Consider the following 26,863-nt stretch of genomic DNA (forward strand, 5'->3'; position numbering starts at 1 on the left):
CATAGAGTGTGTAGCGGGGGGACGAGGATCAGGCGGCGATGCGCAGGTTCTGCAGGACAATCGGGCGTGCCCAGCCGTTGTCGAAGTCGAGTTGTTTCTGTTGCTCCACCCGTTCTTCCGACGAGAACGGCGGGAACGGCTTGTCGAGCAAATCGAGTTCAAATTCGGCAATCGGCAAGTGCAGTGGACGGGGTTGCGGCGCCGGGGTGATGTGCGGCACAGGTTGGCCGGCGTTCAGGACGATCGGGCGAACCCAGCCGCTTTCGAAGTTTTGTTGCTTCTGCTGAGCGACGATTTCATCCGCCGGGAACGGTGGGAAAGGCTTGTCGGCCAGGTCCATTTCGAATTCGGCAATCGGCAGGAACAGCGGCTCGGGCGGGCGGACTTCGTTGTCCTGCACATCGCATTCACGCTGGGACACGATGTGCGCCAGCAAGTCGCTGCCGACGGTGGGTTCGACCGGGCTTTCCAGATCGACCGGTGGAAAATTCAGAGATTCAGGTAGCACTTCACCCGACTGTTCGGCCAGCGCACGGGCAAAGAAATCTTGCCAGATGTGACTGACACCGCTCAGTGCCTGGGTGTTTCGCAGGTTGTAATCGCCGTAGGGCGAGATAAAACCTGTGATTGTGGGTTGAAAGTCTGACATTTCTCTCGGTCGACGCTCAGCTCTGGCAAAATGCTCGATAGTTTTGTTATCGGCCGTTTTTGCCGATCATTAATTTTTTGAGCGTGTTTTCCGATGATTGATCAACCCGCGGTGTGCCGCATCCATGTCGAGGCGCTGAACCCTGCCTTCGCGCCACAAGCCGAACAATGGGCCGAGCGCCTGGGCTTGCCGCTGCAAGTGGCTGACGGCGAGTTTGCCTTGCAGGTGGGCGAGCAGGGTTTGCAACTGCAACAGCTTGGGCCGGATGCGCCGGGGCCGGTGCGGGTGGACTTCGTCGAGGGCGGTGCGGCCCATCGCCGTTTGTACGGTGGCGGCAGCGGGCAGATGATCGCCAAGGCTGTTGGCGTCGCCCAAGGCGTGCGTCCGCGCGTGCTGGACGCCACGGCGGGGCTTGGCAAGGATGCGTTCGTGCTGGCCAGCCTAGGCTGCGAGATGAGCCTGATCGAGCGTCAGCCGTTGATTGGCGCCTTGCTGGAGGATGGCCTCGCGCGGGGTGCAGAAGATTTCGACGTGGCGCCGATCGTGGCGCGCATGCGGTTGCTCAAGGGCAATTCGATTGAGGTGATGCGCAATTGGGAGGGGGAGCCGCCGCAGGTGATCTACCTCGATCCGATGTTTCCGCACCGTGAGAAAACCGCGCTGGTGAAGAAAGAAATGCGCCTGTTCCGGCCGCTGGTGGGCGATGATCCGGATGCACCGGCATTGCTCGAAGCGGCACTCGCGCTGGCCAGTCACCGGGTGGTGGTCAAGCGGCCGCGCAAGGCGCCCTGCATTGAAGGGCCGAAGCCGAGTCATGCGCTGGATGGCAAGTCCAGTCGGTATGACATTTATCCGAAGAAGGCGCTCAAGCCTTAGGACCGAGTCGCCTTCATCGCTGGCAAGCCAGCTCCTACAGGTTTTGTGTCGGCCCCGGGATTTTGGAACACCTCGGACCCTGTAGGAGCTGGCTTGCCAGCGAAGGCGTCAGCCCGGACACCCTCAAACCATCAGGTTCGCTCAGGCCGATAAGCCCGCATAAACAACCCCACCACTTCCCGCACATGGCTCTCCGCCGCCTCACCCACCGGCGGCTCGCCGCAGCCGTACAGCAAACGAAAATTCCCCGCGCCCTTGAGCAGGCAGAAGAAGTGCTCGGCTGCGTTGTGCGGTTTGTCGATGCTCAACGCGCCGCTTTCGTCGATCTTGCTCAGCAAGCGCTCCATGCCATGCACCATGCGCTGGGGCCCGGCCTCGAAGAAGATCTGCGAGAGTTTCGGGTCCAGGCTGCCCAGGGTCATCATCAAGCGGTGCAGGTTCACCGACTCATCGCTGTTGATCAACTGATGGAAGCCGCGCGCGATGTTCAGCAGCACCGTTTCCACCGCCACGCCTTCCGATAATTCGAAAAACAGCGGTGGCAGTTGTTCTTCGCACTTGGCCACCACGGCGGCGGAGAACAGCGTCTCCTTGTCGTTGAAGTGGCTGTAGACCGTCAGCTTCGACACACCGGCCTCTGCTGCGACAGCATCCATGCTGGTGTTGGCATAACCCTTGGTCAAAAACAGCGTTTTCGCTGCGTCGAGGATCGCCTGGCGCTTGGCCAGATCCTTGGGGCGGCCTGGGCCATTGGGTGCTGAAAGATTGTTCGGCATATTCGCTTTTATTACTGGACTGGTGAGTTTGCTATTAATAACATACTCGCCAGTATAATTATTCCAAGCACCATTAGCGAAAGGTCCTTCACCATGTTCCGCTATGCCTTGCCCCTCGCGTTGCCGGTCAGCCTGGCATTTCTATTGACGGCGTGCGGTCACGAAGAAGCGCCGCAAGTCAGCATCCGTCCGGCCATGGTGGTTCAGCCAGAGCCGTCGGCGCAGGCGATGGAAAGCTATCCCGGTGAAGTCCGCGCCCGCTATGAGCCGGACCTGGCGTTCCGTATCGGCGGCAAGGTCAGCCGACGATTGGTCGACGAAGGGCAGCGGGTCAAGGCCGATCAGCCTCTGGCGGAACTTGATCCCCAGGACGTGCGCCTGCAACTGGAAGCCACGCGCGCCCAGGTCGCGGCCGCCGAGGCCAACCTGAGCATGGTGCGCGCCGAGCGTGATCGCTATAAAACGCTGATGGAGCGTCAGCTGGTCAGCCGCTCGCAGTACGACAATCACGAAAACCTTTACCGTTCCGGTGACGCGCGTCTCAAACAAATCAAAGCCGAATTCAACGTCTCGACCAATCAGGCCAGCTACGCCGTGCTGCGTGCGCCGCAGGATGGCGTGGTCGCCAAGCGTGCGGTGGAAGTCGGGCAAGTCGTCGCGGCCGGGCAAACCGTGTTTACCCTGGCCACCGACGGCGAGCGTGAAGTCTTGATCAGCCTGCCAGAGCAAAGCTTCGGTCGCTTCAAGGTCGGTCAGCCAGTATCAGTGGAGCTGTGGACGCAACCGGACCAGCGTTTCGACGGACGTATCCGCGAACTGTCGCCGGCTGCCGATCCCAAGTCCCGCACCTTCGCGGCGCGCATCGCTTTCAGTAGCGCCAAAGTGCCCGCCGAACTCGGCCAGAGCGCCCGTGTCTTTGTGCCGACCGCCGAAACCGTGGCCCTGTCGGTGCCATTGTCCGCGCTGACCGCAGAAGGCGGTGTGACCTACGTCTGGGTCGTCAGCGCCAACAGCACCTTGAAGAAGACCCCGGTGCGGATCGGTGCCTTTGGCGAGAAAAACGTACCGGTGCTCGAAGGCCTCAACGCCAGCGACTGGGTCGTGGCCGCGGGTGTTCATGTGCTTCTGGACGGACAATCCGTGCGCCCGGTGGATCGCTCCAACCGCGTGGTCAATCTGGCCGACAAGGAGTAATCCCCGATGGGCTTCAATCTTTCTGCCTGGGCGCTGCGCAATCGCCAGATCGTCCTGTTCCTGATGCTCTTGCTGGCGATCGTTGGCGCACTTTCCTACACCAAGCTTGGCCAGAGCGAGGATCCGCCATTCACGTTCAAGGCCATGGTGATCCGCACCAATTGGCCGGGGGCGACTGCCGAGGAAGTCTCGCGCCAGGTCACCGAACGCATTGAAAAGAAACTGATGGAAACTGGCGAGTACGAGCGCATCGCTTCGTTCTCTCGCCCCGGAGAATCCCAGGTCACCTTCATCGCCCGTGACTCCATGCACTCGGTGGAGATCCCGGAGCTCTGGTATCAGGTGCGCAAGAAGGTCAACGACATTCGCCACACCTTGCCGCCAGGGATTCAGGGGCCGTTCTTCAACGATGAATTCGGCACCACCTTCGGCAACATCTACGCCCTGACCGGCGAAGGTTTTGACTACGCCGTGCTCAAGGATTACGCCGACCGCATCCAGATCCAGCTGCAACGGGTCAAGGACGTGGGCAAGGTCGACCTGCTCGGCTTGCAGGACGAGAAAATCTGGATCGAGCTGTCGAACGTCAAGCTCGCCACCCTCGGCTTGCCATTGGGGACGGTGCAGCAGGCGCTTGAAGAACAGAACGCGGTGTCCACGGCGGGCTTCTTCGAAACCAGCAGCGAGCGATTGCAGCTACGGGTGACGGGGAATTTTCGTACGGTCGACGAGATCAAGAACTTCCCGATCCGCGTAGGTGATCGTACGTTCCGCATCTCCGATGTGGCGGATGTGCGCCGTGGGTTCAACGATCCACCGGCGCCGCGTATGCGCTTCATGGGGGAAAATGCGATTGGTCTGGCTGTCGCCATGAAGGAGGGCGGCGACATTCTGGTGCTGGGCAAGGCGCTGGAAGGCGAGTTCGCCCGTATCCAGAAAAACCTCCCGATCGGCATGCAGTTGCGCAAAGTATCCGATCAACCGGCGGCGGTGAAAACCGGCGTTGGTGAGTTCATTCAGGTGTTGGTCGAAGCATTGGCCATCGTGCTGTTGGTGAGTTTCTTCTCACTCGGCGTGCGCACCGGCATGGTGGTCGCCCTGGCGATTCCTCTGGTGTTGGCGATGACGTTTGCCTGCATGTATTACCTTGGCATCGGCCTGCACAAGATTTCCCTCGGCGCGTTGGTTTTGGCGCTGGGACTGCTGGTGGATGACGCGATCATCGCCGTGGAAATGATGGCGATCAAAATGGAGCAGGGCTTCGACCGGGTCAAAGCGGCGAGCTATGCCTGGACCAGCACCGCGTTCCCGATGCTTACCGGCACGCTGATCACCGCCGCCGGTTTCCTGCCGATTGCCACGGCGCAATCGGGCACGGGGGAGTACACCCGTTCGATCTTTGAAGTGGTGACCATCGCGCTGCTGGCGTCGTGGGTGGCCGCGGTGCTGTTCGTGCCTTACCTGGGGGAAAAACTCCTGCCGGACCTGGCGAAAATTCATGCGGCGAAACATGGTCCTGGTCAGCCAGACCCTTACGGAACACCGTTCTATCAGCGCGTCCGGCGTGTGGTGGAATGGTGTGTGCGCTGGCGTAAAACCGTGATCGCGGCGACCGTGGTGTTGTTCATTGCCTCCATCGTGCTGTTCCGTTTTGTGCCGCAACAGTTCTTCCCCGCGTCCGGCCGACTGGAGTTGATGGTCGACCTGAAACTCGCCGAAGGCGCTTCCTTGAGCAACACCGCCGAGGAGGTCAAACGCCTTGAAGCCTTGCTCAAGGACAAGGCCGGGATCGATAACTACGTGGCTTACGTCGGTACCGGTTCGCCGCGTTTTTACCTGCCGCTGGATCAGCAACTGCCTGCTGCGAGCTTCGCCCAGGTTGTGGTGCTGGCCAAGACCATCGAGGACCGCGAACCCCTGCGTGCGTGGTTGATCTCGACGCTCAACGAACAATTCCCGACGCTGCGCTCGCGGGTCACGCGTCTGGAAAACGGCCCGCCGGTTGGCTATCCGGTGCAGTTCCGTGTCACGGGTGAGCACATCGAGGAAGTTCGGGCCTTGGCGCGCAAAGTCGCGGCCAAGGTTCGGGAAAACCCGCATGTGGTCAACGTTCACCTCGATTGGGAAGAACCGAGCAAAGTCGTGTATCTGAACATCGATCAGGACCGCGCCCGGGCATTGGGCGTGAGCACGGCGAACCTGTCGAAGTTTTTGCAAAGCTCGCTGACCGGTTCCAGTGTCAGTCAGTACCGTGAAGACAACGAGTTGATCGAGATCCTGCTGCGCGGCACCGTGCATGAACGTACGGAGCTGTCGTTGCTGCCGAGCCTGGCCATACCGACGGACAACGGTCGCAGTGTAGCGTTGTCGCAGATCGCCACGCTGGAGTACGGCTTCGAGGAGGGCGTGATCTGGCACCGTAATCGCCTGCCTAACGTGACGGTGCGCGCCGACATTTATGACAAGGAACAGCCTGCAACGTTGGTGCAGCAGATCATGCCGACGCTTGATCCGATTCGCGCCGAATTGCCGGACGGGTATTTGCTGGATGTCGGTGGCACCGTAGAGGATTCCGAGCGCGGACAGAACTCGGTGAAGGCCGGGGTGCCGCTGTTCATCGTGGTGGTGTTGACGTTGCTGATGCTGCAACTGCGCAGTTTCTCACGCACGGCGATGGTGTTTCTGACGGCGCCGTTGGGGTTGATCGGGGTGACGCTGTTCTTGCTGGTGTTCCGTCAGCCGTTCGGGTTTGTGGCCATGCTCGGGACGATCGCGTTGTCGGGGATGATCATGCGTAACTCGGTGATTCTGGTGGATCAGATCGAGCAGGATATTGCTGCGGGGCTGAAGCCTTGGCAGGCGATTATCGAGGCGACGGTGCGGCGGTTCCGGCCGATTGTGTTGACGGCGCTGGCGGCGGTGCTGGCGATGATTCCGTTGTCGCGCAGTGTGTTTTTCGGGCCGATGGCGGTGGCGATCATGGGGGGGTTGATTGTGGCTACGGCGTTGACCCTGCTGTTTTTGCCAGCGCTTTATGCTGCGTGGTTTCGGGTTCGCAACGAGTCGGTTTGAGGGTTTGACCTTGGCGGCCTTCGGGCCGACCAGGTTCTTGGTTGATTGAGTACATATCCATTTCTGCGGTAATGGCCACTTATGGTTTCGCCCTTACGGCGAGTTCCTTTTGGCAAACGCGGTACGTGTCAAGGTACCTGTCGCCTTGCTCCTACAGTTGTTAGCCCGTTGCGCCCTTAATTGCAGGGCGTTCTGGGTTTAAATACACCGCATCTGCCAGTTTCCAGTTGCGTGTCCGAGTACTCCAGCGACTCGGATTAGCTTCCCTGGCATCCTCATAAAGTGCTGCTCTAGCTTGTAATAGAGCCGTCGCTTTGCCTTCGTGTCGCTCGTTTGGCGTCACGTATTTCAAGGCGCTGTGTCGGTGATCTTCGTTGTACCACTCGATAAATTTCTGCACCCAAAGCCTTGCATCAGTGACCGTATCAAATGGTTGATCCGGCCAAAGCGGGCAGTATTTTGCAGTGCGGAAAAGTGCCTCCGCATAGGCGTTATCATTGCTCACCCTTGGCCGGCTAAAAGACGGCTCTACGCCCAGGGCCACCATGCTTTCACGTAACAAGGAGCCTCTCATAACGTGGCCGTTATCCGAGTGCAACACAAACGGACGACCCGCAGTATGCTCACGCAAACATCCCTTTCTAAGCAGCTCACAGGCGTGTTCGGCACATTCCACCTCATGCACTTCATTGGCGACGAGCTTGCGGCTGTAGACATCCTTGACCATATACCAGTAGAAAAAACGACCTCTGACAGTGCTGGGCAACCAAGTGATGTCCCAACACCACACCTGATTGGGAGCGTCAGCGCGATGCGTCGTCAGTACCCTGCGTTTCGGGGCTTTGGTTCGGCCGCGACGCACGTTTTGGTTAGCGGCTTTTAACACACGGTAAAACGTCGACTCCGACGCCAGATAGATACCTTCATCGGCCAGTTTCGGGACGATTTGGTGCGGGGTGAGGCTGGCGTAGCCAGCCTGATTGGCAGCGGCAAGCACCGCTTGGCGCTCCGTATCACTGAGCTTGTTAGCCGGAGCTGCCCGCTGAGCCAGTTGTCGTCCGTCACAGTCAGCGTGTCGCCAGCGTTGAACTGTGCGCAGGCTCAGCCCCAGCTCATTGCAGGCTCGGTATCGACGAGCGCCATTTAGCACCGCGTCTGCTATCAACTTCATGGCTTGCGTACGATCAGAGGCGTCGATCAGTCTTCCTTGTCCTTGCCCCAGATCGCATTGGCTTTTTTTCTGAGATCCAGCAAGGCCTCCGCCTCCGCACGTCCGGCATCAGACTGGATCAATTGACGTTCAAGTATTTTGATACGCCGCTGCTCAGCCGTCTTAGAGGTTCGAGAGTTGAGGTCAACGACCGGATTGGCGTTCTGGCATGCCATTCGCCACTGCTGGATTTGCTCAGGGTAAATTCCCTTGATTCGGCAATACTGAGAGATCTCCACCTCGCTCAACGGCGCCGTTTCCATGACAGCATTGAACTTATCAGTGCTAGTCCATTGGTCACTGGTCTTGCCGTTTCCCGGAACGATCAAGCCTTTATCTCTAGCCATTTGTCTCCAGTTTCGCAGCGACTGTGGCGTGAGATTGAGCGCGACGGCAAGTTCTGCCACTGATCGATTGAGGGGCGGCATCATTTGCAAAACGACCCAGTCTTTGAAGTCGTTGTCGTAGCGTTTGCCTAGGTTGGACATTGTTGTGCACCTTCGCCCTCTTGAATGATTGAGTCAATCAACAAGGGCGACAGGTAGCCTGACACTGAGGGAACGCCCCAAAAGGAACCAAAAGGTCTCGCCCCTGACGTTCGGTGCCTCGCCCAGGCTCGGCATGCCCTCGCTCCGGTCCTGCTCCGTGGGCCCGCCGCCATCGGCCATCCATGGCCGGGGGCGGCTAACCCGGCATCCATGCCGGGTTGCCCACTACGCAGAACCTCCTCTCGGCCTCTCGAGGGGGCGGGTGGATCAGGATCAAAAGCTGCAGGCGAGCTAACGCTCGGCCTGATGAGTGGTGAGGAGCTTGGGTGTACGCTGCTCTGCTTTGCTCTTCTGTAGGAGCGAGCCTGCTCGCGAAAAATGTAAGAGCAACGCGCTCCTACAGGTTTTTGTGGTGTGGCCAGAATCGCATGTACACCGCGCATCCCCGTAGGAGCAAGCTTGCTCGCGATGGCGGCCTGACAGTCAACGATGTTCGTCGATCCAGATCAAACATTCAGACCCTTCCCACAAGACGTTCAACTTGCCCGTCAGAAACATGATCTCTAGCCTGTGACCCACTACGCAGAACCTCCTCTCGGCCTCTCGAGGGGGCGGGTGGATCAGGATCAAAAGCTGCAGGCGAGCTAACGCTCGGCCTGATAAGTGGTGAGGAGCTTGGGTGTACGCTGCCCTGCTTTGCTCTTCTGTAGGAGCGAGCCTGCTCGCGAAAAACGTAAGAGCAGCGCGCTCCGTCAGTCAGCCCGCGTCATCGTTAACGACCATCGCGAGCAGGCTCGCTCCTACAGGTTTTGCATGTACACCGCGCATCCCCATAGGAGCAAGCTTGCTCGCGATGGCGGCCTGACAGTCAACGATGTTCGTCGATCCAGATCAAATAATCAGACCCTTCCCACAAGACTTTCAGCTTGCCCGTCAGAAACACGATCTCTAGCCTGTGACCGTCGCTGCCAATTCAGTGACCGGGACTGCAAGCCCGCCAATAGTTTGTTAGGCGCCTACAGGCGCACCTATAATCGTGGCGCTTTTTAGCGACCACCGATTTATGGTGGCTGTGTGCGGGAGATCTTCGGGTCTGCCGAGGTTGCCTAACGACTCGGTCTTGCAGACCTGCACACAGCTGCCACCCATCATCTGCAAGTGATGCTGGCTGCTCCAACTTTCGTTAGGAGCTTCACAATGATAAAGCCCAGCCCAAATCCCCCAGAAAAAAATCCTGAGCAGTCCGAAGACACTACCGTTCGCCCCTGCCCAATCTTCACCATCCGCCCAGGTGTCGATTCTGAAACCCTCCTTGTCCATGCCTACGAAACCCTCGCCTCGGCGAATGTGATGGCAACTGAGCTGTCGTCCTTCCTGAATGGCCCGACGTGCAATCTGGCGCTCGGCATTCAGCAGATGATTGTCCTGGCGCAGTTGTCGGTGAACGGCGTGTTGGACCAATTGGAAGAAAAGCAGTAGCACCACAAAAAGCCCGCTGAACCTGGACCGGCCAGCGGGCATTCTTTGTTCCTACATTGATCTCGGACCGGTCTGATATTGAGGCTGCAAAGCTCAGGTGTTGTACTCAGACCCCGGTTCCACACCCGTTTGAGACAGCACCATGAAAACTCCACCCACCTTGTTGGGCCGGTCCGATCCGGTGTTCGATCGGCTGTTGCGCTCGCCCCACAAGGAACGACTTTCGGACTACCTGGCTTTGCTCAAGCCACTGGACGTTCAAGGGCGTTATCTGCCTTTTGATGCTTTGCGTCGTCGCTGGGCGCCGGGTCTGGATTCGACGTTGTGCTGGGCCTTGGTCAAGAAAGCGCGAGCTGCACAGTATTCGAGACTGTTGCCACTGGGTGAGCCGGAGCGCTGGCTGCAATTGCTGCTGACGCCGTTGGCGCAAAAAGCCATTGATCGTCAGGCCACCACCGCAGTGTTGGAATACATAGCCGGCCAGATCGGCGAGCGCGCGCATTTCAGTTATTGGCTCAATGACCTGATCGAAGACGAGGCCATCAGCAGCAGCCAGCTCGAAGGCGCAGCCACAACGACGCGGGTGGCCAAGGACATGCTTAAGCGCCATCGTTTGCCGCGTACGCCGGATGAGCGAATGGTCATCGGCAACTTCAAGATGATGAACGTTGCCTGGGAGCAGCGTTACGAGCCGCTGAGCGTTGAGCTGATCGCAACCCTGCACCGAGTGGGTGTCGAGGGTATCGATGATTCGCAGTACTCGCCTGGCGCCTTCAGGAGCAACGATGATGTCGTGGTCCAGGATGGCGAGGGCAACACCGTGCATTCACCGCCACCTGCGGCAGGGCTCGTGTCACGTTTGCAGGCGCTGGCGAAGTGGATGAACCAGTCCCACAACAACCCCCATCAAGCGGACTACCTTCATCCGTTGATCAAAGCCATCGCGCTGCATTTTGTATTGGGTTACGAGCATCCTTTTCGCGACGGCAATGGTCGGGTGGCGCGGGCGTTGTTTTACTGGTTCATGTTCAAGAATGACTTTTCGGCGTTCCGCTACATCGCCATCAGTGTTCTGTTGCGCAATGCGCCGTTGAAGTACGGACGATCGTATTTGAATACCGAAGCGGATGACCTGGACCTGACCTATTTCATCGAGTTCCAGTGTTCGGTGGTGCTGCGGGCTGTGGGCAGTTTTACCGAGGCGTATCGGAAAAGTCTCGACGATGCGCAGCAGTTTGATTGCTGGTTGCGGGCCAGTGGTTTTCTCGACCGACTCACAGAGAAACAGCGAACCTTGTTTCAAGTGGCCAGGAGCGGAATGGCCAAGGAGTTCACGGCGGTCAATGCGAGCGAGAATCTGGGCTGTTCTTACCGCATGGCGTCGGCCACCCTGAATGGGCTGGTCGCGTTGAAGTTGTTCGAGAGGCGCAAGATGGGGCGCGAATGGGTGTTCTTTTTACGTCCGCAGCAGGCAACCTGATGCCCGTAGGAGCGAGCCTGCTCGCGATTGCGGTACATACATGAGCCAACATCAATGCTGACGCATGAGGCCTCATCGCGAGCAAGCTCGCTCCTACATGGGGGCGTGTTTAGAGCGTACCAAACACCTTCTTCGCCAAACTGGTCGCCGCAGCCGCCGGGTTCTGGCGGATGGTTTCTTCCTGTTTACCGATCATTTCAAACAAGCCATTCAACGCCTGCTCGGTGACGTAGTTTTCGACGTTGGCGCTCTTCGCATCTACCACGCCCATGGTCGCCGCTTGCCCTGCGAACGAGTTGTACTGCTGGACGAGGCCCACCTGGTCGGTGGCTTGTTTGACGATGGGCAGGAATTTGGCGCGGATCTGTTCGCGGCTGGTCTTGTTCAGGTACTGGGTGGCCGAATCGTTGCCACCGCTGAGGAGGCCCTTGGCATCTTCCACGGTCATTTTCTTCACGGCGTCCACGAGGATCGGCTGGGCCTGGATCACGGCGGTTTCCGCCGCTTTGTTCATGCTGGCTTCCAGCTCATCGACCTGATCACCCATGCCGAACTGTTTCATTTTGCTGGCGACTTTGCCCAACTTGCCCGGCAGTTCGATTTTTACATCCGGGTTGTTGCTGAAACCACCTGGCGTACCCAGTTGTTTAACAGCCAGTTGCGCGCCTTGGGTCAGGGCGTCCTTGAGTCCGCCGGTGGCGTCTTTCTGTGACAGGTCGGTCAGTGCCAATGCCATGGCGTTGGCACTGATCATCAAGCCTGCGCACAGGCCGGCAAAGCGAAGGGTAGGGCGGAGCATGAGAGCTTCCTTGTTCGAAGGATGAATTTAGCGGACTGCCGTCGACTTCAATACGCGTGCTGAAAGAGTAGCGATGACCCGGTTTGTCCTGGGCCGGATCGTAACTCAGATGGAATGGCAGGGGCACCTGGCCTTTGACCGGGCCTTTCTGTTCATCGAGCACGATCGCAGGCTCGCTCCCTCAGTTTTTGCATCAGGCTTGTGGTGGGGGCGCGATCTGATCCGCCGCATCTTCACTGCGATGCACCGCTACCTGACGGATCGACAGACGAATATCCGCCGGCAATACCCGTTTGGCTGCGCCTTCAGCCAGTTCGCCGAGCAGTTCGTGATAGCTCAGTTTGCCCGCTTCATCGCGCTTGAGCACCTCGAGGTCGAGCAGGGTCTGGATGAAGTGGCGGAACAGGCTCTTGTCGAAGAATTCCGGGGCGTTCAGGCCATGGAGGATCGACAGGCGCTGGGCCATGACCGTGCACAGGTCTTCCAGTTCTTCGGCGCTGATGCTGTTCTGACCGCTGTTGAGCAGCAGGGACACGGTCATGTAGAAGCGCTGCAACGTCTGGGCGATGCTTTTTGACAGCAAGGTCAGCAGCACGAAATGCCGCGAGCTCGGCGCCGGACGCAGGTACACGTCGTTTTCGAAACGCAGCAGGCCTTGCTCGACGAAGGCCTCCAGCCATTGATCGATCACGGCGTCCAGTTCGTCCATCGACCAGCGAATGAACAGTTCCGATTGCAGGTACGGATACAGTGCGCGGGTGTAGCGCAGGATCTGTTCGCGACTCATGCGTGAGGCGCTTTGGAAGAAACTCGCCAACAGTGCCGGCAGCGCGAAGATGTGCAGGACGTTGTTGCGGTAGTAGGTCATCAGGACGGCGTTCTGTTCGTCCAGATACAGGATCTTGCCCAAGGCATCGCTCTGCTCTGACAGCAGGTCCATATCTTTTACATGGTCAATCAACGCTCGACCGTCACCTTCCGGCAGGGTGGTGTGCGGCGAATACGGGACCTTGCGCAGCAGCGCCAGGTACAGATCCAGCACCCGCGCCATCGCCCGGTCGTCCAGCGCCAGTCGGGTGGTCGACAGCAGCGCCAGTGCCACCAGGTTGACCGGGTTGATCGCCGCCGCTTCGTTCAGATGCCGGGCGACTTTCTCGCCGAGGCGGTTGGTGGTTTCGTTGAGCCAGGCCGGTCGGAACTGCGGGCCGAGTTCCTGTTTGCGCCAGTCCGGCTGTTCGCCGTCGAGGAATTCCGCCAGTTTGATCGGCTCACCGAAGTTCACCGCCACTTGGCCGAAGCGCTGCTTGAGTGCACCAATCACTTTGAAAATATCGAAGATCGACTCTTTCTTCTTGGCCGCGCCGCGCAGTTCGCCGAGGTAGGTGCGGCCTTCCAGCACGCGCTCGTAACCGATGTACACCGGCACGAAGACGATGGGCATGCGCGACGAGCGCAGGAAACTGCGCAGGGTGATCGCCAGCATCCCGGTTTTCGGTTGCAGCATGCGCCCGGTGCGCGAGCGGCCACCCTCGACGAAGTACTCCACCGGGAAGCCCTTGGTGAACAGGGTGTGCAGATATTCGTTGAACACCGAGGTGTACAGCGGATTGCCCTTGAACGTGCGGCGCATGAAAAAGGCGCCGCCGCGACGCAGCAGACCGCCGATCACCGGCATGTTGAGGTTGATGCCCGCGGCAATGTGCGGCGGGGTCAGTCCGTTGCGAAACAGCAGATAGGAGAGCAGCAGGTAGTCGATGTGGCTGCGGTGGCACGGCACGTAGATCACTTCGTGACCCTGGGCAACCTTCTGCACGCCCTCGATGTGGTTGACCTTGACGCCGTCGTAAATCTTGTTCCAGAACCAGCTCAGCACCACTTCCATAAAGCGGATCGCAGTGTAGGTGTAGTCCGAGGCGATTTCGTTGCCGTAGCGCAGCGCTTGAGCCTTGGCTTTCTCCGGCGAGATGTTCTCGCGCTCGGCTTCGTCGAGGATCGCTTGCTTGACCATCGGCTGATTGAGCAAGCCTTTGACCAGATTGCGCCGGTGGGAAATGTCCGGGCCGATCACTGCCGCCTTGAGGTTGCGGAAGTGCACCCGCAGGATGCGCTGGGCCATGCGCACGGTGCGTTCGTGGCCCTTGTTGTGATCGATCAGCTCGCGCAGGTGGATCGGCGCGGAGAATTGAACGCGGGTCTTGCGTCCCAGCACTATGACGCTCAGCAGTCGGCGCAAGCGACCGGTGACGGCCCAGCTGTCGGCGAACAACAATTTCCATGGGCTGTTTTCGCTGTCCGGCGACTGACCCCAAAACACGCTGACCGGAATGATCTGCGCATCCTCAGCGGCGTTCTGGCTCAAGGCGCTGACCAAGCGGGTCAAAGTGGGCGGCGCACCGCGCTTGTCCTGGCGGCCGAGCCAGTCCGGTTCCGGCGTCAGGTAGAAGAACGCGGCAGGTTCCAGCAGATTGCCCACCGAGACCGGCAGCACCGGGCGCGGCAGGCCGGCCTTGCTGCATTCGGTGTCGACCACGGCGAGGTCGGTCAGCGAAGGGTTTTGCAGGACGTAGAACACCGGGCGACTGCGGTCGAGGTTGAGGGTGAACGACGACTGGTTGATCGTTTCGGAGCGAACCCAGAGATACAACAGTCGGCGCAGGGTGCCAAACACAAGACGGCGGAACGGGGAGCGGGTCATACGGCTTCTGCATGAGTGAATAAAACCGAGCGTTTGCTCGGGAGGCCGATAGTGTGCCGGATTCATCGAAAATCGGCAAAAAAGCGGCGAAGTAATCTTGAGTTGAGAGTTTTGTTACCTGTCATATACTCGGCCGTCTGTTGCCGGAGCCCTTCAAGGGGACGCCGGGTGCAGATTGACGTTCCCGAGGCTTTCCTGCGAAAAGCCCGACCAATAATAAAAAGGGAGTATGAACAAATGGCAACACGTGAAACCGGCAACGTGAAGTGGTTCAACGACGCCAAGGGTTATGGCTTTATTCAGCGCGAAGACGGGGTGGATGTGTTCGTGCATTACCGCGCGATTCGCGGCGAAGGACACCGCTCGCTGGCTGAAGGGCAGCAGGTCGAATATGCGGTGGTGGAAGGGCAGAAGGGGTTGCAGGCTGAGGATGTGGTAGGTCTGTAATACGGTCCTGTAGGAGCTGGCTTGCCAGCGAAGGCGACAATCCTGATGCACCGAGGTGCATGGATCGCCAGCAAGCCGGCTCCTACAGGTTCACGTTACATCCAGCAATGTCAGGCGGTTTTCCAGGTGATTTCTTCTTCACCGTCGACGCTGATGCGAATCCAGCGATCCGCCGTTTCTTCGCCTTCTTCCTCGACCCACGTACCCGGTGCGCAACGCACTTCGACGTTCAGCGCGGCAAATGCGGCGCGGGCGCAGGCGATGTCGTCTTCCCACGGCGTCTGGTCACTTTCCAGGTACAGGCTGTTCCATTTGCCTACGGCTTTGGGTAACCAGGTCACCGGCACGTTGCCGGCCTTGCACTTGTAGGTCTGGCCCTTTTGCACCCAGTCGGTGCATGGGCCCAATGCCGCGCCCAGCCAGGCCGAGATGGCCTTGTGGTCGACGTCGGCGTCTTTGAGGTAAATCTCGATATCGGGTTGGCGCATGGATGTCCTCACTGCGTGTCTGAAAAATCCATTCGCGGATTTAGCCGGCCTCGGGCACTCGCCCGGAACCAAAAAGTTATTGAAGAACGAAGTAATCGTAGCGCATCGACACGGTGGTCTCGAACGGCTCGGCCTGTTCGATGACTGCCGCCCGGCGTTCGGCACTGGCGCGCCAGCCGTGGGGTGTCATCGCCAACAGGTTCGCCCGGTCTTGACCGCTGACCAGCGTCAGCTTGAATTCCAGGGTTTCGCTGTGGGCGAGCGTCATGCCTTCCGGCACCAAGTCCAGATGCTTATCGTCAATGTACTCGCGGACTTCGTCGTACAGCCGTTCGCGCAATTCCATCAGGTGGCCGCTGGTCGGGCCGACTTTCATCAGGCCGCCGCCAGGGCTGAGCAGGCGTTTGGCTTCTGCCCAATCCAGAGGGCTGAACACGCTGGCCAGGAACTGGCAACTGCCCGAAGCCAGCGGCACCCGCGCCATGCTGGCGATCAACCAGGTCAGTTGCGGGTTGCGTTTGCAGGCGCGTTTGACCGCTTCCCGGGATATGTCCAGCGCATAGCCTTCGGCATTTGGCAGGGCTTCGGCGATTTGCGCGGTGTAGTAACCCTCGCCACAACCGATGTCGAGCCAACGCTGCGGCGCGTAATCAGCGGCCAGCTCCGCCAGACGCTTGGCCACCGGCGCATAGTGGCCGGCGTTCAGGAAGTCACGGCGAGCCTCGACCATCGCCTGGTTATCCCCAGGGTCACGGCTGTTCTTGTGCTGCACCGGCAACAGGTTCAGGTAACCCTGACGTGCACGGTCGAAGCGATGCCCGGCGGGGCACACCACGCCGTTGTCCACCGCATTGAGCGGCTCGCTGCAGATTGGGCAAGAAAGCATCAGGCGAGCAACTTGATCAGGGTCTGGTAGTAGATTTCGGTCAGCACATCGAGGTCAGCGGCCAGCACGCGCTCGTTGACCTGGTGGATGGTCGCGTTGACCGGCCCCAGCTCAACCACTTGCGTGCCCATGGTCGCAATAAAGCGGCCGTCGGACGTGCCACCGCTGGTGGACGCCTTGGTTTCGCGGCCGGTGATGTCCTTGATGCTCGACGACACCGCATCGAGCAATGCGCCCGGCTCGGTGAGGAACGGCAGGCCGGACAACGCCCAATCGACGTGCCAGTCCAGGCCATGCTTGTCGAGGATGTCGGCGACGCGCTTTTGCAGGCCTTCGACGGTGGACTCGGTGGAGAAACGGAAGTTGAACACCGCCACCAGGTCACCGGGGATGACGTTGGTCGCGCCAGTGCCGGAGTTCACGTTGGAAATCTGGAAGCTGGTCGGCGGGAAGAAATCGTTGCCGTGGTCCCAATGCTCGGCGGCCAATTCGGCCAGGGCCGGGGCGGCGAGGTGGATCGGGTTCTTGGCCAGGTGCGGGTAGGCCACATGACCTTGCACACCTTTGACGGTCAGCTTGGCGCCGAGGGAGCCGCGACGGCCGTTCTTGACCACGTCACCCACCAGCGTGGTGCTCGACGGTTCGCCGACGATGCACCAGTCCAGACGTTCCTTGCGCGCGACGAGGCGCTCAACCACAGCCTTGGTCCCGTGATGCGCCGGACCTTCTTCGTCACTGGTGATCAGGAACGCGACCTTGCCCTTGTGATCCGGGTAGTCAGCGACGAAGCGTTCGGCGGCGACGGTCATGGAGGCGAGGCTGCCTTTCATGTCGGCGGCGCCACGACCACAGAGCATGCCGTGCTCGTCAATCAGCGCGTTGAACGGCTCGATCTGCCAGGCGGCGACCGGACCGGTCGGGACCACGTCGGTGTGACCGGCGAAGCACAGCACCGGGCCGTCGTGTTTGCCGTGGGTCGCCCAGAAGTTATCCACATCTTCGATGCGCATCGGCTCCAGTGTGAAACCGGCATCGCCCAGGCGCTGCATCATCTGCTTCTGGCAATCGGCGTCGATCGGCGTCACGGACGGACGGCGGATCAGGTCGATGGCGAGTTGGAGGGTCGGCGAAAGGTCGGCGTAGGCCGTCATGGGAAAACTCCGGTGCAAGGCATTTTGTAGGAGCCGGCTTGCCGGCGATAGCGGTGTATCAGGCGAACCGCGTGGTTTTGATCGCTGGCAAGCCAGCTCCTACAGTGTTGGGGTGGCGCGCGCAAAATGGCGGTTATCTTAAAGCAAAACGGCGACCATTGGCCGCCGTTTAGTGCATCGGCAAAGATTTAGACCGCTGGTGCCGTTTCAGTCTCGACCGAAGGTTTAGGCAGCGACGACAGGAACGCCATGATCAGCGCCGCGACGTACGGCAGCGACTGCACCAGCAGCATGGTGACCCAGAAGCGCATGTCGTTGCTCGGCAGGCCATTCACCAGGTAGATCCCCAGCGCGGCGCTCCACAACAGCAGCATGATGAACATCTCTTCACGGGCCTCCGAAATCGCCACCCAGAAGCCGTGGTTATCGGCGTTTTTCGGCGTGCGGAAGAACGGAATGTTGCTGGTGAAGAAACCGTACAGCACCGCTTTGGCGATGGTGTGCGACAGCGCCAGCCCGGCCAGAGCCGCGCAGAACGCATCTTTCAGGTTCACGCCCACTGCGCGGCGGTACAGGAAGATGATCTTGCCGACCTTGAACACGAACAGCGCCAACGGCGGGATTGCGAAGATCAGCAGCGGCGGATCGACCCGTTGCGGCACGATGATCATGGCCGCCGACCACAGCAGGGCGCCGACGGTGAAGAAGATGTTCATGCCGTCCGCGACCCATGGCAGCCAGCCCGCGAGGAAGTGGTAACGCTGGCCGCGGGTCAGTTCGGTGTCCTTGCCGCGCAGCAGGCTGGCGGTGTGACGCTTGATGATCTGAATCGCCCCGTAGGCCCAGCGGAAACGCTGCTTCTTGAAGTCGATAAAGGTATCGGGCATCAGGCCTTTGCCGTAGCTGTCGTGGTAATACGCCGCCGACAGGCCTTTTTCGAACACGCGCAGACCCAGTTCGGCGTCTTCACAGATGCACCAGTCGGCCCAGCCCAGTTCTTCGAGCACCGAACGGCGGGTCATGGTCATGGTGCCGTGCTGGATGATCGCATCGCGGTCGTTGCGGGTGACCATGCCGATGTGGAAGAAGCCTTTGTATTCCGCGTAGCAGAGCTTCTTGAAGGTGCTTTCGTTCTGGTCGCGGTAATCCTGCGGCGACTGCACCACGGCGATTTTCGGGTCGGCGAAGTGCGGGACCATGTGCTTGAGCCAGTTCGGGTGTACGCAGTAGTCCGAGTCGATCACCGCGATCACTTCGGCGTCCTTGGCGGTGTGCGGAATCAGGTAGTTCAGCGCGCCACCCTTGAAACCGGCGAGCGGTGCGACGTGGAAGAACTTGAAGCGCGGGCCGAGGGTTTCGCAGTAGTCGCGCACCGGTTCCCACACGGCCGGGTCCTTGGTGTTGTTGTCGATGATCAGGACTTCGAAATCCGGATAGTCGAGGTTGGCCAGGGCGTTGAGGGTCTGTTTGACCATCTCCGGCGGCTCGTTGTAGCAAGGCACGTGGATCGACACTTTCGGGCGGTACGTAGAATCGCCCACTACGGGCAGGAATTCACGACGACGCTTGTGTACCCACACGGCTTCGGCCAGTTCGTGGGCTTCGGTCAGCAATACGATAAACACCCCGAGCGCGCCGAGGGCGAGCAAAAAGCCGACCGTGAGGCTGAACCAGGTGCTGTATTGCTGGCTGTAGTCGTAACCGATCCACACCAGCACCGAACCACACAGGAAGGCGATGAACGTCAGGAAGGTACGGCCACGCTGGCGCAGGGCCGAGCCGTCGATCATCAGCAAGGTCAGCGACAGTAATGCCAACACGACCGAACCGATGGCCAATACGCGCCATTGCGGAATCGCCACCACCGGGCCTTCGAAGTTGAATTTCTGCTGGCGCGCAGCGTTGAACACGCCCCAATACGCGCCCACCGAACCTTCGTCACTGACTTTCCATGGCTGGTCAAACGCTTCGATCACGAAGTAGTTGAAGCCCTGGCGGTTGAGCTTGTTGACCAGTGTGCGCAGGTAGATTGCCTGGTCTGCCGGCGACGCATCGGCGCCACCGCGCATGCGACCGTTGCTCGGCCAGCCCACTTCGGACAGCAGCAGCGGTTTTTTCGGGAACATTTTTTTCAGGTCGCGGGCGCGGTCGAGGACGAACTGCCCGGCCTTGTCCATCGGGATGAATTCCCAGTACGGCAGTACGTGCGCGGCGATCAGGTCGACGTGCTTGGCCAGTTCCGGGTGTTCTTCCCAGACGTGCCATTGCTCGGACGTGGTCACGGGCACCTTCACGGCGGCACGAACTCGGTCCAGCAAGACGCTGAGTTCCTGGGCGGTAATTTCCTTACGGAAGATTGCCTCGTTGCCTACGACTACGCGAACCACGCTGCGCGAGGAATTGGCGATTTCGATGGCGCGGGTGATTTCCCGTTCGTTGCGTTCCTGATCCGGGCTGATCCAGATCCCCAGCGTCACCCGCAGGCCGAACTCTTCCGCCAGTTTGGGGATGTTCTCCAGCGTGCCGTCGACCGAGTAAGTACGGATGTTGTCCGTCAGCTTGCTCATGATCTCCAGGTCGCGACGCATTTGATCGTCGGTTGGGTACTGTTCTTTTTGTGGGAATTGCCCCTGCTGGAATGGCGAGTACGAGAATCCGGAGATCTGTTCAGGCCAGTTGGGGGCGGTGACCGGGCGATTGATCAGCGCCCAGAAGCCGGTAAACAAGGCAGCGATGGCGAGCACCACCACCAGGTTGAGTCCAAATTTACGCGATGACATAGTTATTTCGGGTTCCAAAGACTGTGGAACGGAGGAACGGTTGGCCGTCGCCAAGGGGCGCGCATCCTACACCGGGCATTCTCTGAACGTACAGCGGACAGGGAATTGCCGGACGTTGGGCAATCCAAGTCGATTTAAGTTCTTTCGTTAGAGCGTGTAGGGCAAATCTTCGTTCGATGTAGTTTTCGTGGTAGATGCCCGTTCATAGCGTAATGATGCTCTTGGCCGCTGACGGCCCTATAATGCGCGCCGGTTTTTGAGGTGTTGGTCATGAGTACAGAAGATCCCCGGTTTGCTGGCATCGCCCGTTTGTATGGCATCGAAGGCCTTGAGCGCTTGAAAGCCGCTCATGTGGCCATCGTCGGCGTGGGCGGCGTCGGTTCCTGGGCGGCGGAAGCCATGGCCCGTTGCGGCGTGGGCGAGATTTCGCTGTTCGACCTCGACGACGTCTGTGTCAGCAACGCCAACCGTCAACTGCACGCGCTGGACAGTACGGTCGGCAAGCCCAAGGTCGAGGTGATGGCCGAGCGTCTGCGCGGTATCAACCCGGATTGCACGGTGCATGCGGTGCCGGACTTCGTCACCCGCGACACCATGGCCGAGTACATCACGCCGAACATCGATTGCGTGATTGACTGCATCGACAGCGTCAACGCGAAAGCGGCACTGATCGCTTGGTGCAAACGCCGCAAGATCCAGATCATCACCACGGGCGGGGCGGGAGGGCAGATTGATCCGACGCTGATTCAAGTGTGCGATTTGAACCGTACGTTCAACGACCCGCTGGCTTCGAAAGTGCGCTCGACGCTGCGCCGTGATTACGGCTTCTCCCGCACAGTGACCCGTCATTACAGCGTGCCGTGCGTGTTTTCCACCGAACAACTGCGCTACCCGAAACCGGATGGGAGCATTTGCTTGCAGAAGAGTTTTGTCGGGGACGGTGTGAAGCTCGACTGCGCCGGTGGGTTTGGCGCGGTGATGATGGTGACGGCGACGTTCGGCATGGTCGCTGCGACCAAGGCTGTGGATAAGATTGTGGCGGGCGTTCGGCGGCCGGCGGAGCGGGTCAAGCCGCAGGTTTAAAATGTATCCCCTGTAGGAGCTGGCTTGCCAGCGATGGCGGCAGTCCTGATACCCCGCGGTGCGCGGATCGCCAGCAAGCCGGCTCCTACAAGGATATTTCCCGCATCCGCTGAAGCACCGCATTCAAGCCATTACTGCGCGACTCGGATAACTGCCGCCCCAATCCCAACTGATTGAACCAATCCGCCAAGTCCACCTGCTGCAACTCGGCCGCCGACAACCCGTTGACCCGCGCCAGCAACAGCGCCACCAATCCGCGAATCAACCGCGCATCGCTGTTGGCGTGGAACTGCCAATGGCCATCGCGCAACTCACCCACCAGCCACACCTGGCTTTCACAGCCGTGCACCCGGTTGGCGTCGCACATTTGCGCATCATCCAAGGCTGGCAAGCGCTCGCCCCACTGCATCAACAGTCGTGCGCGTTGTTCCCAGCCAGCGGCTGCCTGAAAGACTTCAAGCGCGTTGACGGCGTCGGCAGGCAAGCTCATCGCAATAACTCCAGCGCCTGGTCCAGGGCTTTAAAGAACCGTTCCAGGTCTTCGGAGTCGTTGTACAACGCCAACGACACGCGAATCGCCCCGGCCAGTTCGAAGCTTTTGAGCAGCGGCATGGCGCAGTGATGACCGGCACGTACCGCGATCCCTTGTTCGGTCAGCAAATGCGCCAGATCCGAGTTATGCACACCCTCGACGGTAAAACTGGCCAGCGCCAGTTGCGGCTTGCCCAGCAGGCGAATGCCGTTGCGGGCCGCAAGACCTTTGAGCAGACAGTCATGCAACGCGGCTTCGTGAGTGGACACGGCGTTCTGGTCGAGTCCCGAGAGATAGTCCAGGGTCGCGCCCAGACCAATCACGCTGGCAATCGGCGGCGTGCCGGCCTCAAAACCCAGTGGCGCCGGGCGGAAGCGTGCGTCGTGATAATTGGCGTCCAGCACCATCTCGCCACCGAACTGCCAGGGACGCAGCTGTTGCAGCGCGTCATTGCGCCCGAACAGCACGCCCAGCCCATCGGGGCCGTAGAGTTTATGGCTGGAAAATACATAGAAATCGCAGCCCAGCGCTTGCACGTCGTGGCGGCCATGGACCACGCCTTGGGCGCCGTCGATCACGGTCAAAGCGTTATGTGCCTTGGCCATCGTCAACAGCTCGGGCAACGGTTGCCAGGCACCCATCACGTTGGACAGCTGACTGACAGCCAGCAGGCGCGTACGCGGACCGATCAAGCCTGCGGCTACTTCAAGGTCGATCACGCCGTCGGCGTCCAGCGGCAAAATCACCAGTTTCACGTCGCGACGGTGTGCCAGTTGCTGCCACGGCAGCAGGTTGGCGTGATGCTCCAGGGCGCTGATGACAATCTCATCGCCCGGTTGGAATAGGTGTTCCAGGCCATAGGCCAGGAGATTCAGCGCGGAGGTCGCGCCGTGGGTGAAGATGATCTGACCGCTATCGCCAACATTCAGCCATTGCGCGACTTTGCGGCGGCTGTCCTCGAACGCCTGGGTGGCATGGGCGCCGGGCAAGTGTTGCGCCCGATGCACGTTGGCCGCGCCGTTGGCGTAGTAATGCGCCAGCGCATCCAGCAAGGCTTGAGGTTTTTGCGTGGTGGCGGCGTTGTCCAGATAGGTCTGGCCTTGCCGTTGCAGCGCGGCGATGGCCGGAAAATCGGCGCGCCAGGGGGAGAGAATCATCATGTTGTTCGCCTGTACGCCTGCCCCTTGTAGGAGCGAGCTTGCTCGCGATGGACGCGTGGACAACACGGGCTGTCTGATGCCGCGCGTTATCGTTGACGTCCATCGCGAGCAAGCTCGCTCCTACAGAGGTGCGGGTGGTCGTGTGGCTTAGTTGTGAGCGTGCAGTGCTTCGTTCAGTTCGATGGCCGATTTGTGGGTTTTGCATTCCACGGCGCCGGTTTCCGAATTGCGACGGAACAACAGGTCAGGCTGACCGGCCAGTTCACGGGCTTTCACGACTTTGACCAGCTTGTTGTTCTCGTCCAGCAGCGCCACTTTGGTGCCAGCGGTGACGTACAGACCGGACTCAACGGTGTTGCGGTCGCCCAACGGAATACCGATACCGGCGTTGGCGCCGATCAGGCAGCCTTCGCCGACCTTGATCACGATGTTACCGCCGCCCGACAGGGTGCCCATGGTCGAGCAACCGCCGCCCAGGTCCGAACCTTTGCCGACGAACACGCCAGCCGATACGCGACCTTCGATCATGCCCGGGCCTTCGGTGCCGGCGTTGAAGTTGACGAAACCTTCGTGCATCACGGTGGTGCCTTCACCGACGTAAGCACCCAGACGAATGCGCGCCGCGTCAGCGATACGTACGCCGGCCGGAACCACGTAGTCGGTCATTTTCGGGAACTTGTCCACCGAGAACACTTCCAGCAGCTCGCCACGCAGGCGCGCTTCCAGTTGATGCTCGGCCAGTTCGCTCAGGTCGATGGCGCCCTGGCTGGTCCAGGCCACGTTCGGCAGCAACGGGAAAATGCCCGCCAGGTTCAGGCCGTGTGGCTTGACCAGACGATGGGACAGCAGGTGCAGCTTGAGGTAAGCCTCGGGGGTGGACGACAGCTGGGCATCTTCAGCCAACAGGGTCGCGACCAGCGGCTTGTGGCTCTCGGCCAGACGGGTCAGCAGGGCTGCCTGGGCAGCGTCGACGCCTTTGAGCGCTTCAGCCAGTTGCGAGGCCTGGGCAGTGCTGAACGCGATGGCCTGGTTACCGTCGGTGTAGCCCAAAACCGGCGCGATGGCAGCGACCAGTTCGGCCGAAGGGTTGAGCAATGGCTGCGCGTAGAACACTTCCAGCCACGCGCCTTGACGGTTTTGAGTGCCGACGCCGAAGGCCAGGCTGAACAGGGTAGTAGACATGTTGATACCTCTAAAATGGTACGGGCTGCTTACTGGAGTGCGGCCGCGTAGATATCTGGCTTGAAGCCAATCAGGGTTCGGTCACCGAGATCGAGCACCGGGCGCTTGATCATCGAGGGTTGTGCGAGCATCAGTTCGATGGCTTTCGACTGGTCGAGATCGGCTTTGCGTTCGTCATCGAGTTTGCGAAAGGTCGTGCCTGCACGGTTCAACACCACTTCCCAGCCGTGCTCGTTGCACCATTGGGTCAGGTGTTCACGGTCGATTCCGGCCGTTTTGTAATCATGGAAGTCGTAGCTGACTGCGTGTTCATCGAGCCAGGTGCGCGCCTTTTTCATGGTGTCGCAGGCTTTGATGCCAAAAAGGTGCAACGTTTTGCTTGAAACGGTCAAGGAATTGCCCCTTTTGCAGGTGCTGTAAATAAAAGGTGACGGATTATGCCATGGCCTTTCAGTTAAAACCCAAAACCTGTGGGAGCAAGCTTGCTCGCGATGAGGGCATCGCAGTCGAAACCTATGTCGACTGACCTGTCGCCATCGCAAGCAAGCTCGGCGCCTACAGGGCTGGGGTGTTTGCAGGTGCGACATAGGTGCAAGGGCCACCGATAGTCTAAGCGGCTAATATGGCACTTCAATGCTGTCGCTTGTCCGGGAACCGCGCTTTATGCAAACCGCTTACACCGTTCTGATCCTGCTGATGCTGGTCGGCTTGTCACGCCTGATCGGACGGGTGATCCCGCTGCCGTTGCCGCTGGTCCAAATTGCCGCCGGTGCGTTGCTCGCCTGGCCGACATTGGGGCTGCATGTGGCGCTCGATCCCGAGTTGTTCCTGTTTCTGTTCCTGCCGCCGCTGTTGTTTTCCGATGGCTGGCGCATGCCCAAGCGTGAACTCTGGCGCTTGCGCGGGCCGATCCTGACCCTGGCGGTGGGGCTGGTGTTGTTTACGGTGGTCGGCGCCGGTTACTTCATTCACTGGTTGTTGCCCAGTGTGCCGCTGCCCGTGGCGTTCGCGCTGGCGGCGGTGTTGTCACCGACGGACGCGGTGGCGGTCTCGGCCATTGCGCGCAATCGGCTGCCGATGCCATTGATGCACATGTTGCAGGGCGAAGCACTTTACGCCCTATATACCCTACAGACAGACACCACCAAAGCCTCGGTTTACTTAGGTCTAGCTCAAAAAGAGAGTGTCCATCTCACAGCATGAAAAAATGGACACCAGCAATATCTTGGTAATTAGTCATCAGTAACGCTTCATCGCCCATCTGCACTGCCCACTCAGAACCCAGTCACCTTGAGGGCGCGAGAATCCCTATTGCACTCTTAGATTGGATCTCAACCTCTTCTTCAGTTCTTTGCCCACAAACCGAATGCGAGAAGTCACCATGCCTTTAAGAAAAGATGGTTCGATGAGCGTGTTTTAGCTTCTGAGACATCGAATCGACTGATGAAGAAAAGGTGGGGCGAAATGGCAGACTGGATTGCTCAGTGTCCTCTGGCAGTCCAGAGCTCTACTAAGGGGCCAACAACGCGAGTTTTGTACGTGAGGAAATTGTGCTCAGCTTGGGAGCGCCATGGGCTCTCAGTTGTGCTGTTACGTCCAACGAGATGGAAGGTGCCTGAGCTGCTAAGGATAAGCTGATAAAAATCACTCGATTTTTCTGTGCCAGTGCTTATGAACGGTAGCCGTAGAGATACCTAATTCATCTGCGATCTCTTTTTGAGTAAGTCCTTGCTCGCGCAATGAGTGGACTTTGGTGGTCACAAGCAGGCCTTTCTCTGTTGGCGATAGCCTAGGGGTGGCTGTTTCCTCTCGTAGCTCATCAATAGCGCCGACTTCGGTAAGGTACTGAATTTCGGAGATCAGGCGCGAGAGAGTTACATCCATTGGCTCGTCGTTCCGGCTGCAAATTGCCATAGCGAATATCGCTAAAGGATCAACCCTTAAGGCTGTAGCAATCTGGTCAAGCTTCTCCAGCGTCACACCAGAGCGACCGCTCTCCAGCAAGGCTAAGTAACTTCGGCTGGTTACATTAGCGAGATCATCCTGGCGAAGCTCCTTGGCCCTACGCGCAGCCCGTAGCGCTTTCGCGAATGCCTGACTCAGCGACATTGAAGACCCTCAAAAATGAGGATCAGGCCATGTTGATTGATTAGCTGCCACCCTATATATTGTACGTAGCTAATTTGCGGTTCACGACATTCACACTCACTGAGAGCGTGATGTGCAGTGGGCTGCAGGTGAGGCAACGTACTAACAATAACTATAAATTGACAGACATATCAGTCTGAAGGGAAGAAATGAGGATTCAAGCTCTATCAGATATTCATAACGAATTTTCTCTATTCAATCCACCGTGTTGGCGCCGACGCGGAGTTGAGCCAGTTGCCGAGATGTCATTGACCCAGTCTGATTCCTCGCGATCCAGTGCCTGTGCTG

Annotated in this window: 21 protein-coding genes and 2 pseudogenes; 8 read left to right on the top strand and 15 right to left on the bottom strand. The window is 59.4% G+C overall.

The window, feature by feature from the left end; translation table 11 throughout:
- Positions 1-28 precede the first annotated feature (28 nt).
- Entirely contained in the window at positions 29-649 is a 621-nt protein-coding gene (locus QYH43_RS02005; RefSeq protein ID WP_095061705.1) for an energy transducer TonB, read from the bottom strand.
- Between the two features lie 93 nt (positions 650-742).
- On the opposite strand from QYH43_RS02005, the gene QYH43_RS02010 reads away from it, so the two are divergent.
- Positions 743-1,525, top strand: coding sequence for a class I SAM-dependent methyltransferase (locus QYH43_RS02010; protein WP_095061703.1), 783 nt, complete (start codon positions 743-745; stop codon positions 1,523-1,525).
- Between the two features lie 131 nt (positions 1,526-1,656).
- On the opposite strand, the gene QYH43_RS02015 is transcribed toward QYH43_RS02010, so the two are convergent.
- The gene (locus tag QYH43_RS02015) at positions 1,657-2,301 is read right to left on the bottom strand and encodes a TetR/AcrR family transcriptional regulator (RefSeq protein ID WP_095151999.1); all 645 of its coding nucleotides are present in this window, start codon (positions 2,299-2,301) and stop codon (positions 1,657-1,659) included.
- A 93-nt stretch (positions 2,302-2,394) separates the two neighbouring features.
- Here QYH43_RS02015 and QYH43_RS02020 point away from each other — a divergent pair, with 93 nt between their 5' ends.
- Together QYH43_RS02020 and QYH43_RS02025 are read left to right on the top strand one after the other, a co-directional pair.
- Positions 2,395-3,495: an efflux RND transporter periplasmic adaptor subunit gene (locus tag QYH43_RS02020; RefSeq protein ID WP_301156077.1), complete on the top strand. Its 1,101-nt coding sequence runs from the start codon at positions 2,395-2,397 to the stop codon at positions 3,493-3,495.
- A gap of 6 nt (positions 3,496-3,501) precedes the next feature.
- Positions 3,502-6,567 carry an efflux RND transporter permease subunit gene (locus QYH43_RS02025; RefSeq protein WP_095152001.1) on the top strand — a complete coding sequence of 1,022 codons (3,066 nt, stop codon included), beginning with the start codon at positions 3,502-3,504 and terminating at the stop codon, positions 6,565-6,567.
- Between the two features lie 160 nt (positions 6,568-6,727).
- On the opposite strand, the gene QYH43_RS02030 is transcribed toward QYH43_RS02025, so the two are convergent.
- Positions 6,728-8,265 (bottom strand): IS3 family transposase gene (locus QYH43_RS02030; protein ID WP_095152002.1). Its coding sequence is split into 2 segments (ribosomal slippage): positions 6,728-7,797 and positions 7,797-8,265, totalling 1,539 coding nucleotides; the frame shifts between segments, so codons are not numbered across the junction.
- Positions 8,266-9,462: 1,197 nt separating this feature from the next.
- On the opposite strand from QYH43_RS02030, the gene QYH43_RS02035 reads away from it, so the two are divergent.
- The gene (locus QYH43_RS02035; protein WP_095152003.1) at positions 9,463-9,744 is read left to right on the top strand and encodes a DUF6124 family protein; all 282 of its coding nucleotides are present in this window, start codon (positions 9,463-9,465) and stop codon (positions 9,742-9,744) included.
- A gap of 142 nt (positions 9,745-9,886) precedes the next feature.
- Entirely contained in the window at positions 9,887-11,224 is a 1,338-nt protein-coding gene (locus QYH43_RS02040; RefSeq protein WP_095152004.1) for a Fic family protein, read from the top strand.
- A gap of 109 nt (positions 11,225-11,333) precedes the next feature.
- On the opposite strand, the gene QYH43_RS02045 is transcribed toward QYH43_RS02040, so the two are convergent.
- From QYH43_RS02045 to plsB, 3 genes and pseudogenes are all read right to left on the bottom strand, one after another.
- Positions 11,334-12,023 (bottom strand): DUF4197 domain-containing protein, encoded by a 690-nt coding sequence (locus QYH43_RS02045; RefSeq protein WP_095152005.1) that lies wholly within the window; start codon positions 12,021-12,023, stop codon positions 11,334-11,336.
- 37 nt (positions 12,024-12,060) lie between these two features.
- Positions 12,061-12,195 (bottom strand): annotated as a pseudogene (locus QYH43_RS02050) (YbaY family lipoprotein); the annotation flags it as partial.
- Between the two features lie 21 nt (positions 12,196-12,216).
- Entirely contained in the window at positions 12,217-14,718 is a 2,502-nt protein-coding gene (gene plsB, locus QYH43_RS02055) for a glycerol-3-phosphate 1-O-acyltransferase PlsB (protein WP_095152006.1), read from the bottom strand.
- 237 nt (positions 14,719-14,955) lie between these two features.
- Between plsB and QYH43_RS02060 the strand changes: the two genes are divergently transcribed.
- Entirely contained in the window at positions 14,956-15,165 is a 210-nt protein-coding gene (locus QYH43_RS02060; protein WP_053159625.1) for a cold shock domain-containing protein, read from the top strand.
- A 110-nt stretch (positions 15,166-15,275) separates the two neighbouring features.
- On the opposite strand, the gene QYH43_RS02065 is transcribed toward QYH43_RS02060, so the two are convergent.
- The 4 genes from QYH43_RS02065 to QYH43_RS02080 form a co-directional block, all read right to left on the bottom strand.
- Positions 15,276-15,653 (bottom strand): hypothetical protein, encoded by a 378-nt coding sequence (locus QYH43_RS02065; protein ID WP_095058933.1) that lies wholly within the window; start codon positions 15,651-15,653, stop codon positions 15,276-15,278.
- Positions 15,654-15,729: 76 nt separating this feature from the next.
- Complete coding sequence (locus tag QYH43_RS02070; RefSeq protein WP_095058932.1) at positions 15,730-16,539, bottom strand: putative RNA methyltransferase; 810 nt, start codon at positions 16,537-16,539, stop codon at positions 15,730-15,732.
- Positions 16,539-17,690: a succinyl-diaminopimelate desuccinylase gene (dapE, locus tag QYH43_RS02075; protein WP_095058931.1), complete on the bottom strand. Its 1,152-nt coding sequence runs from the start codon at positions 17,688-17,690 to the stop codon at positions 16,539-16,541. Before dapE ends, QYH43_RS02070 begins: the two co-directional genes overlap by 1 nt.
- 188 nt (positions 17,691-17,878) lie before the next feature.
- Positions 17,879-20,470, bottom strand: a complete 2,592-nt coding sequence (locus QYH43_RS02080) for a glycosyltransferase (RefSeq protein ID WP_301156083.1) — start codon at positions 20,468-20,470, stop codon at positions 17,879-17,881.
- 264 nt (positions 20,471-20,734) lie between these two features.
- Between QYH43_RS02080 and tcdA the strand changes: the two genes are divergently transcribed.
- Positions 20,735-21,553, top strand: a complete 819-nt coding sequence (tcdA, locus tag QYH43_RS02085) for a tRNA cyclic N6-threonylcarbamoyladenosine(37) synthase TcdA (protein WP_046041104.1) — start codon at positions 20,735-20,737, stop codon at positions 21,551-21,553.
- An 85-nt stretch (positions 21,554-21,638) separates the two neighbouring features.
- On the opposite strand, the gene QYH43_RS02090 is transcribed toward tcdA, so the two are convergent.
- From QYH43_RS02090 to QYH43_RS02105, 4 genes are all read right to left on the bottom strand, one after another.
- Positions 21,639-22,043, bottom strand: a complete 405-nt coding sequence (locus tag QYH43_RS02090; protein ID WP_095152008.1) for a SufE family protein — start codon at positions 22,041-22,043, stop codon at positions 21,639-21,641.
- On the bottom strand, positions 22,040-23,245 hold the full coding sequence (locus QYH43_RS02095; protein ID WP_095152009.1) for an aminotransferase class V-fold PLP-dependent enzyme: 1,206 nt from the start codon (positions 23,243-23,245) through the stop codon (positions 22,040-22,042). The genes QYH43_RS02090 and QYH43_RS02095 overlap by 4 nt, the downstream gene beginning before the upstream one ends.
- A gap of 147 nt (positions 23,246-23,392) precedes the next feature.
- Positions 23,393-24,427, bottom strand: coding sequence for a 2,3,4,5-tetrahydropyridine-2,6-dicarboxylate N-succinyltransferase (dapD, locus tag QYH43_RS02100; protein WP_095058927.1), 1,035 nt, complete (start codon positions 24,425-24,427; stop codon positions 23,393-23,395).
- Between the two features lie 29 nt (positions 24,428-24,456).
- Positions 24,457-24,819 (bottom strand): ArsC family reductase, encoded by a 363-nt coding sequence (locus QYH43_RS02105; protein WP_095152010.1) that lies wholly within the window; start codon positions 24,817-24,819, stop codon positions 24,457-24,459.
- Between the two features lie 271 nt (positions 24,820-25,090).
- Here QYH43_RS02105 and QYH43_RS02110 point away from each other — a divergent pair.
- Positions 25,091-25,540, top strand: a pseudogene (locus QYH43_RS02110) (cation:proton antiporter); the annotation flags it as partial.
- Positions 25,541-26,071: 531 nt separating this feature from the next.
- Here QYH43_RS02110 and QYH43_RS02115 read toward each other — a convergent pair.
- Complete coding sequence (locus tag QYH43_RS02115; RefSeq protein ID WP_301156088.1) at positions 26,072-26,536, bottom strand: helix-turn-helix domain-containing protein; 465 nt, start codon at positions 26,534-26,536, stop codon at positions 26,072-26,074.
- Between the last annotated feature and the right edge of the window lie 327 nt (positions 26,537-26,863).

The sequence above is a fragment of the Pseudomonas sp. C32 genome (genome assembly GCF_030417915.1).
Lineage (GTDB): Bacteria > Pseudomonadota > Gammaproteobacteria > Pseudomonadales > Pseudomonadaceae > Aquipseudomonas.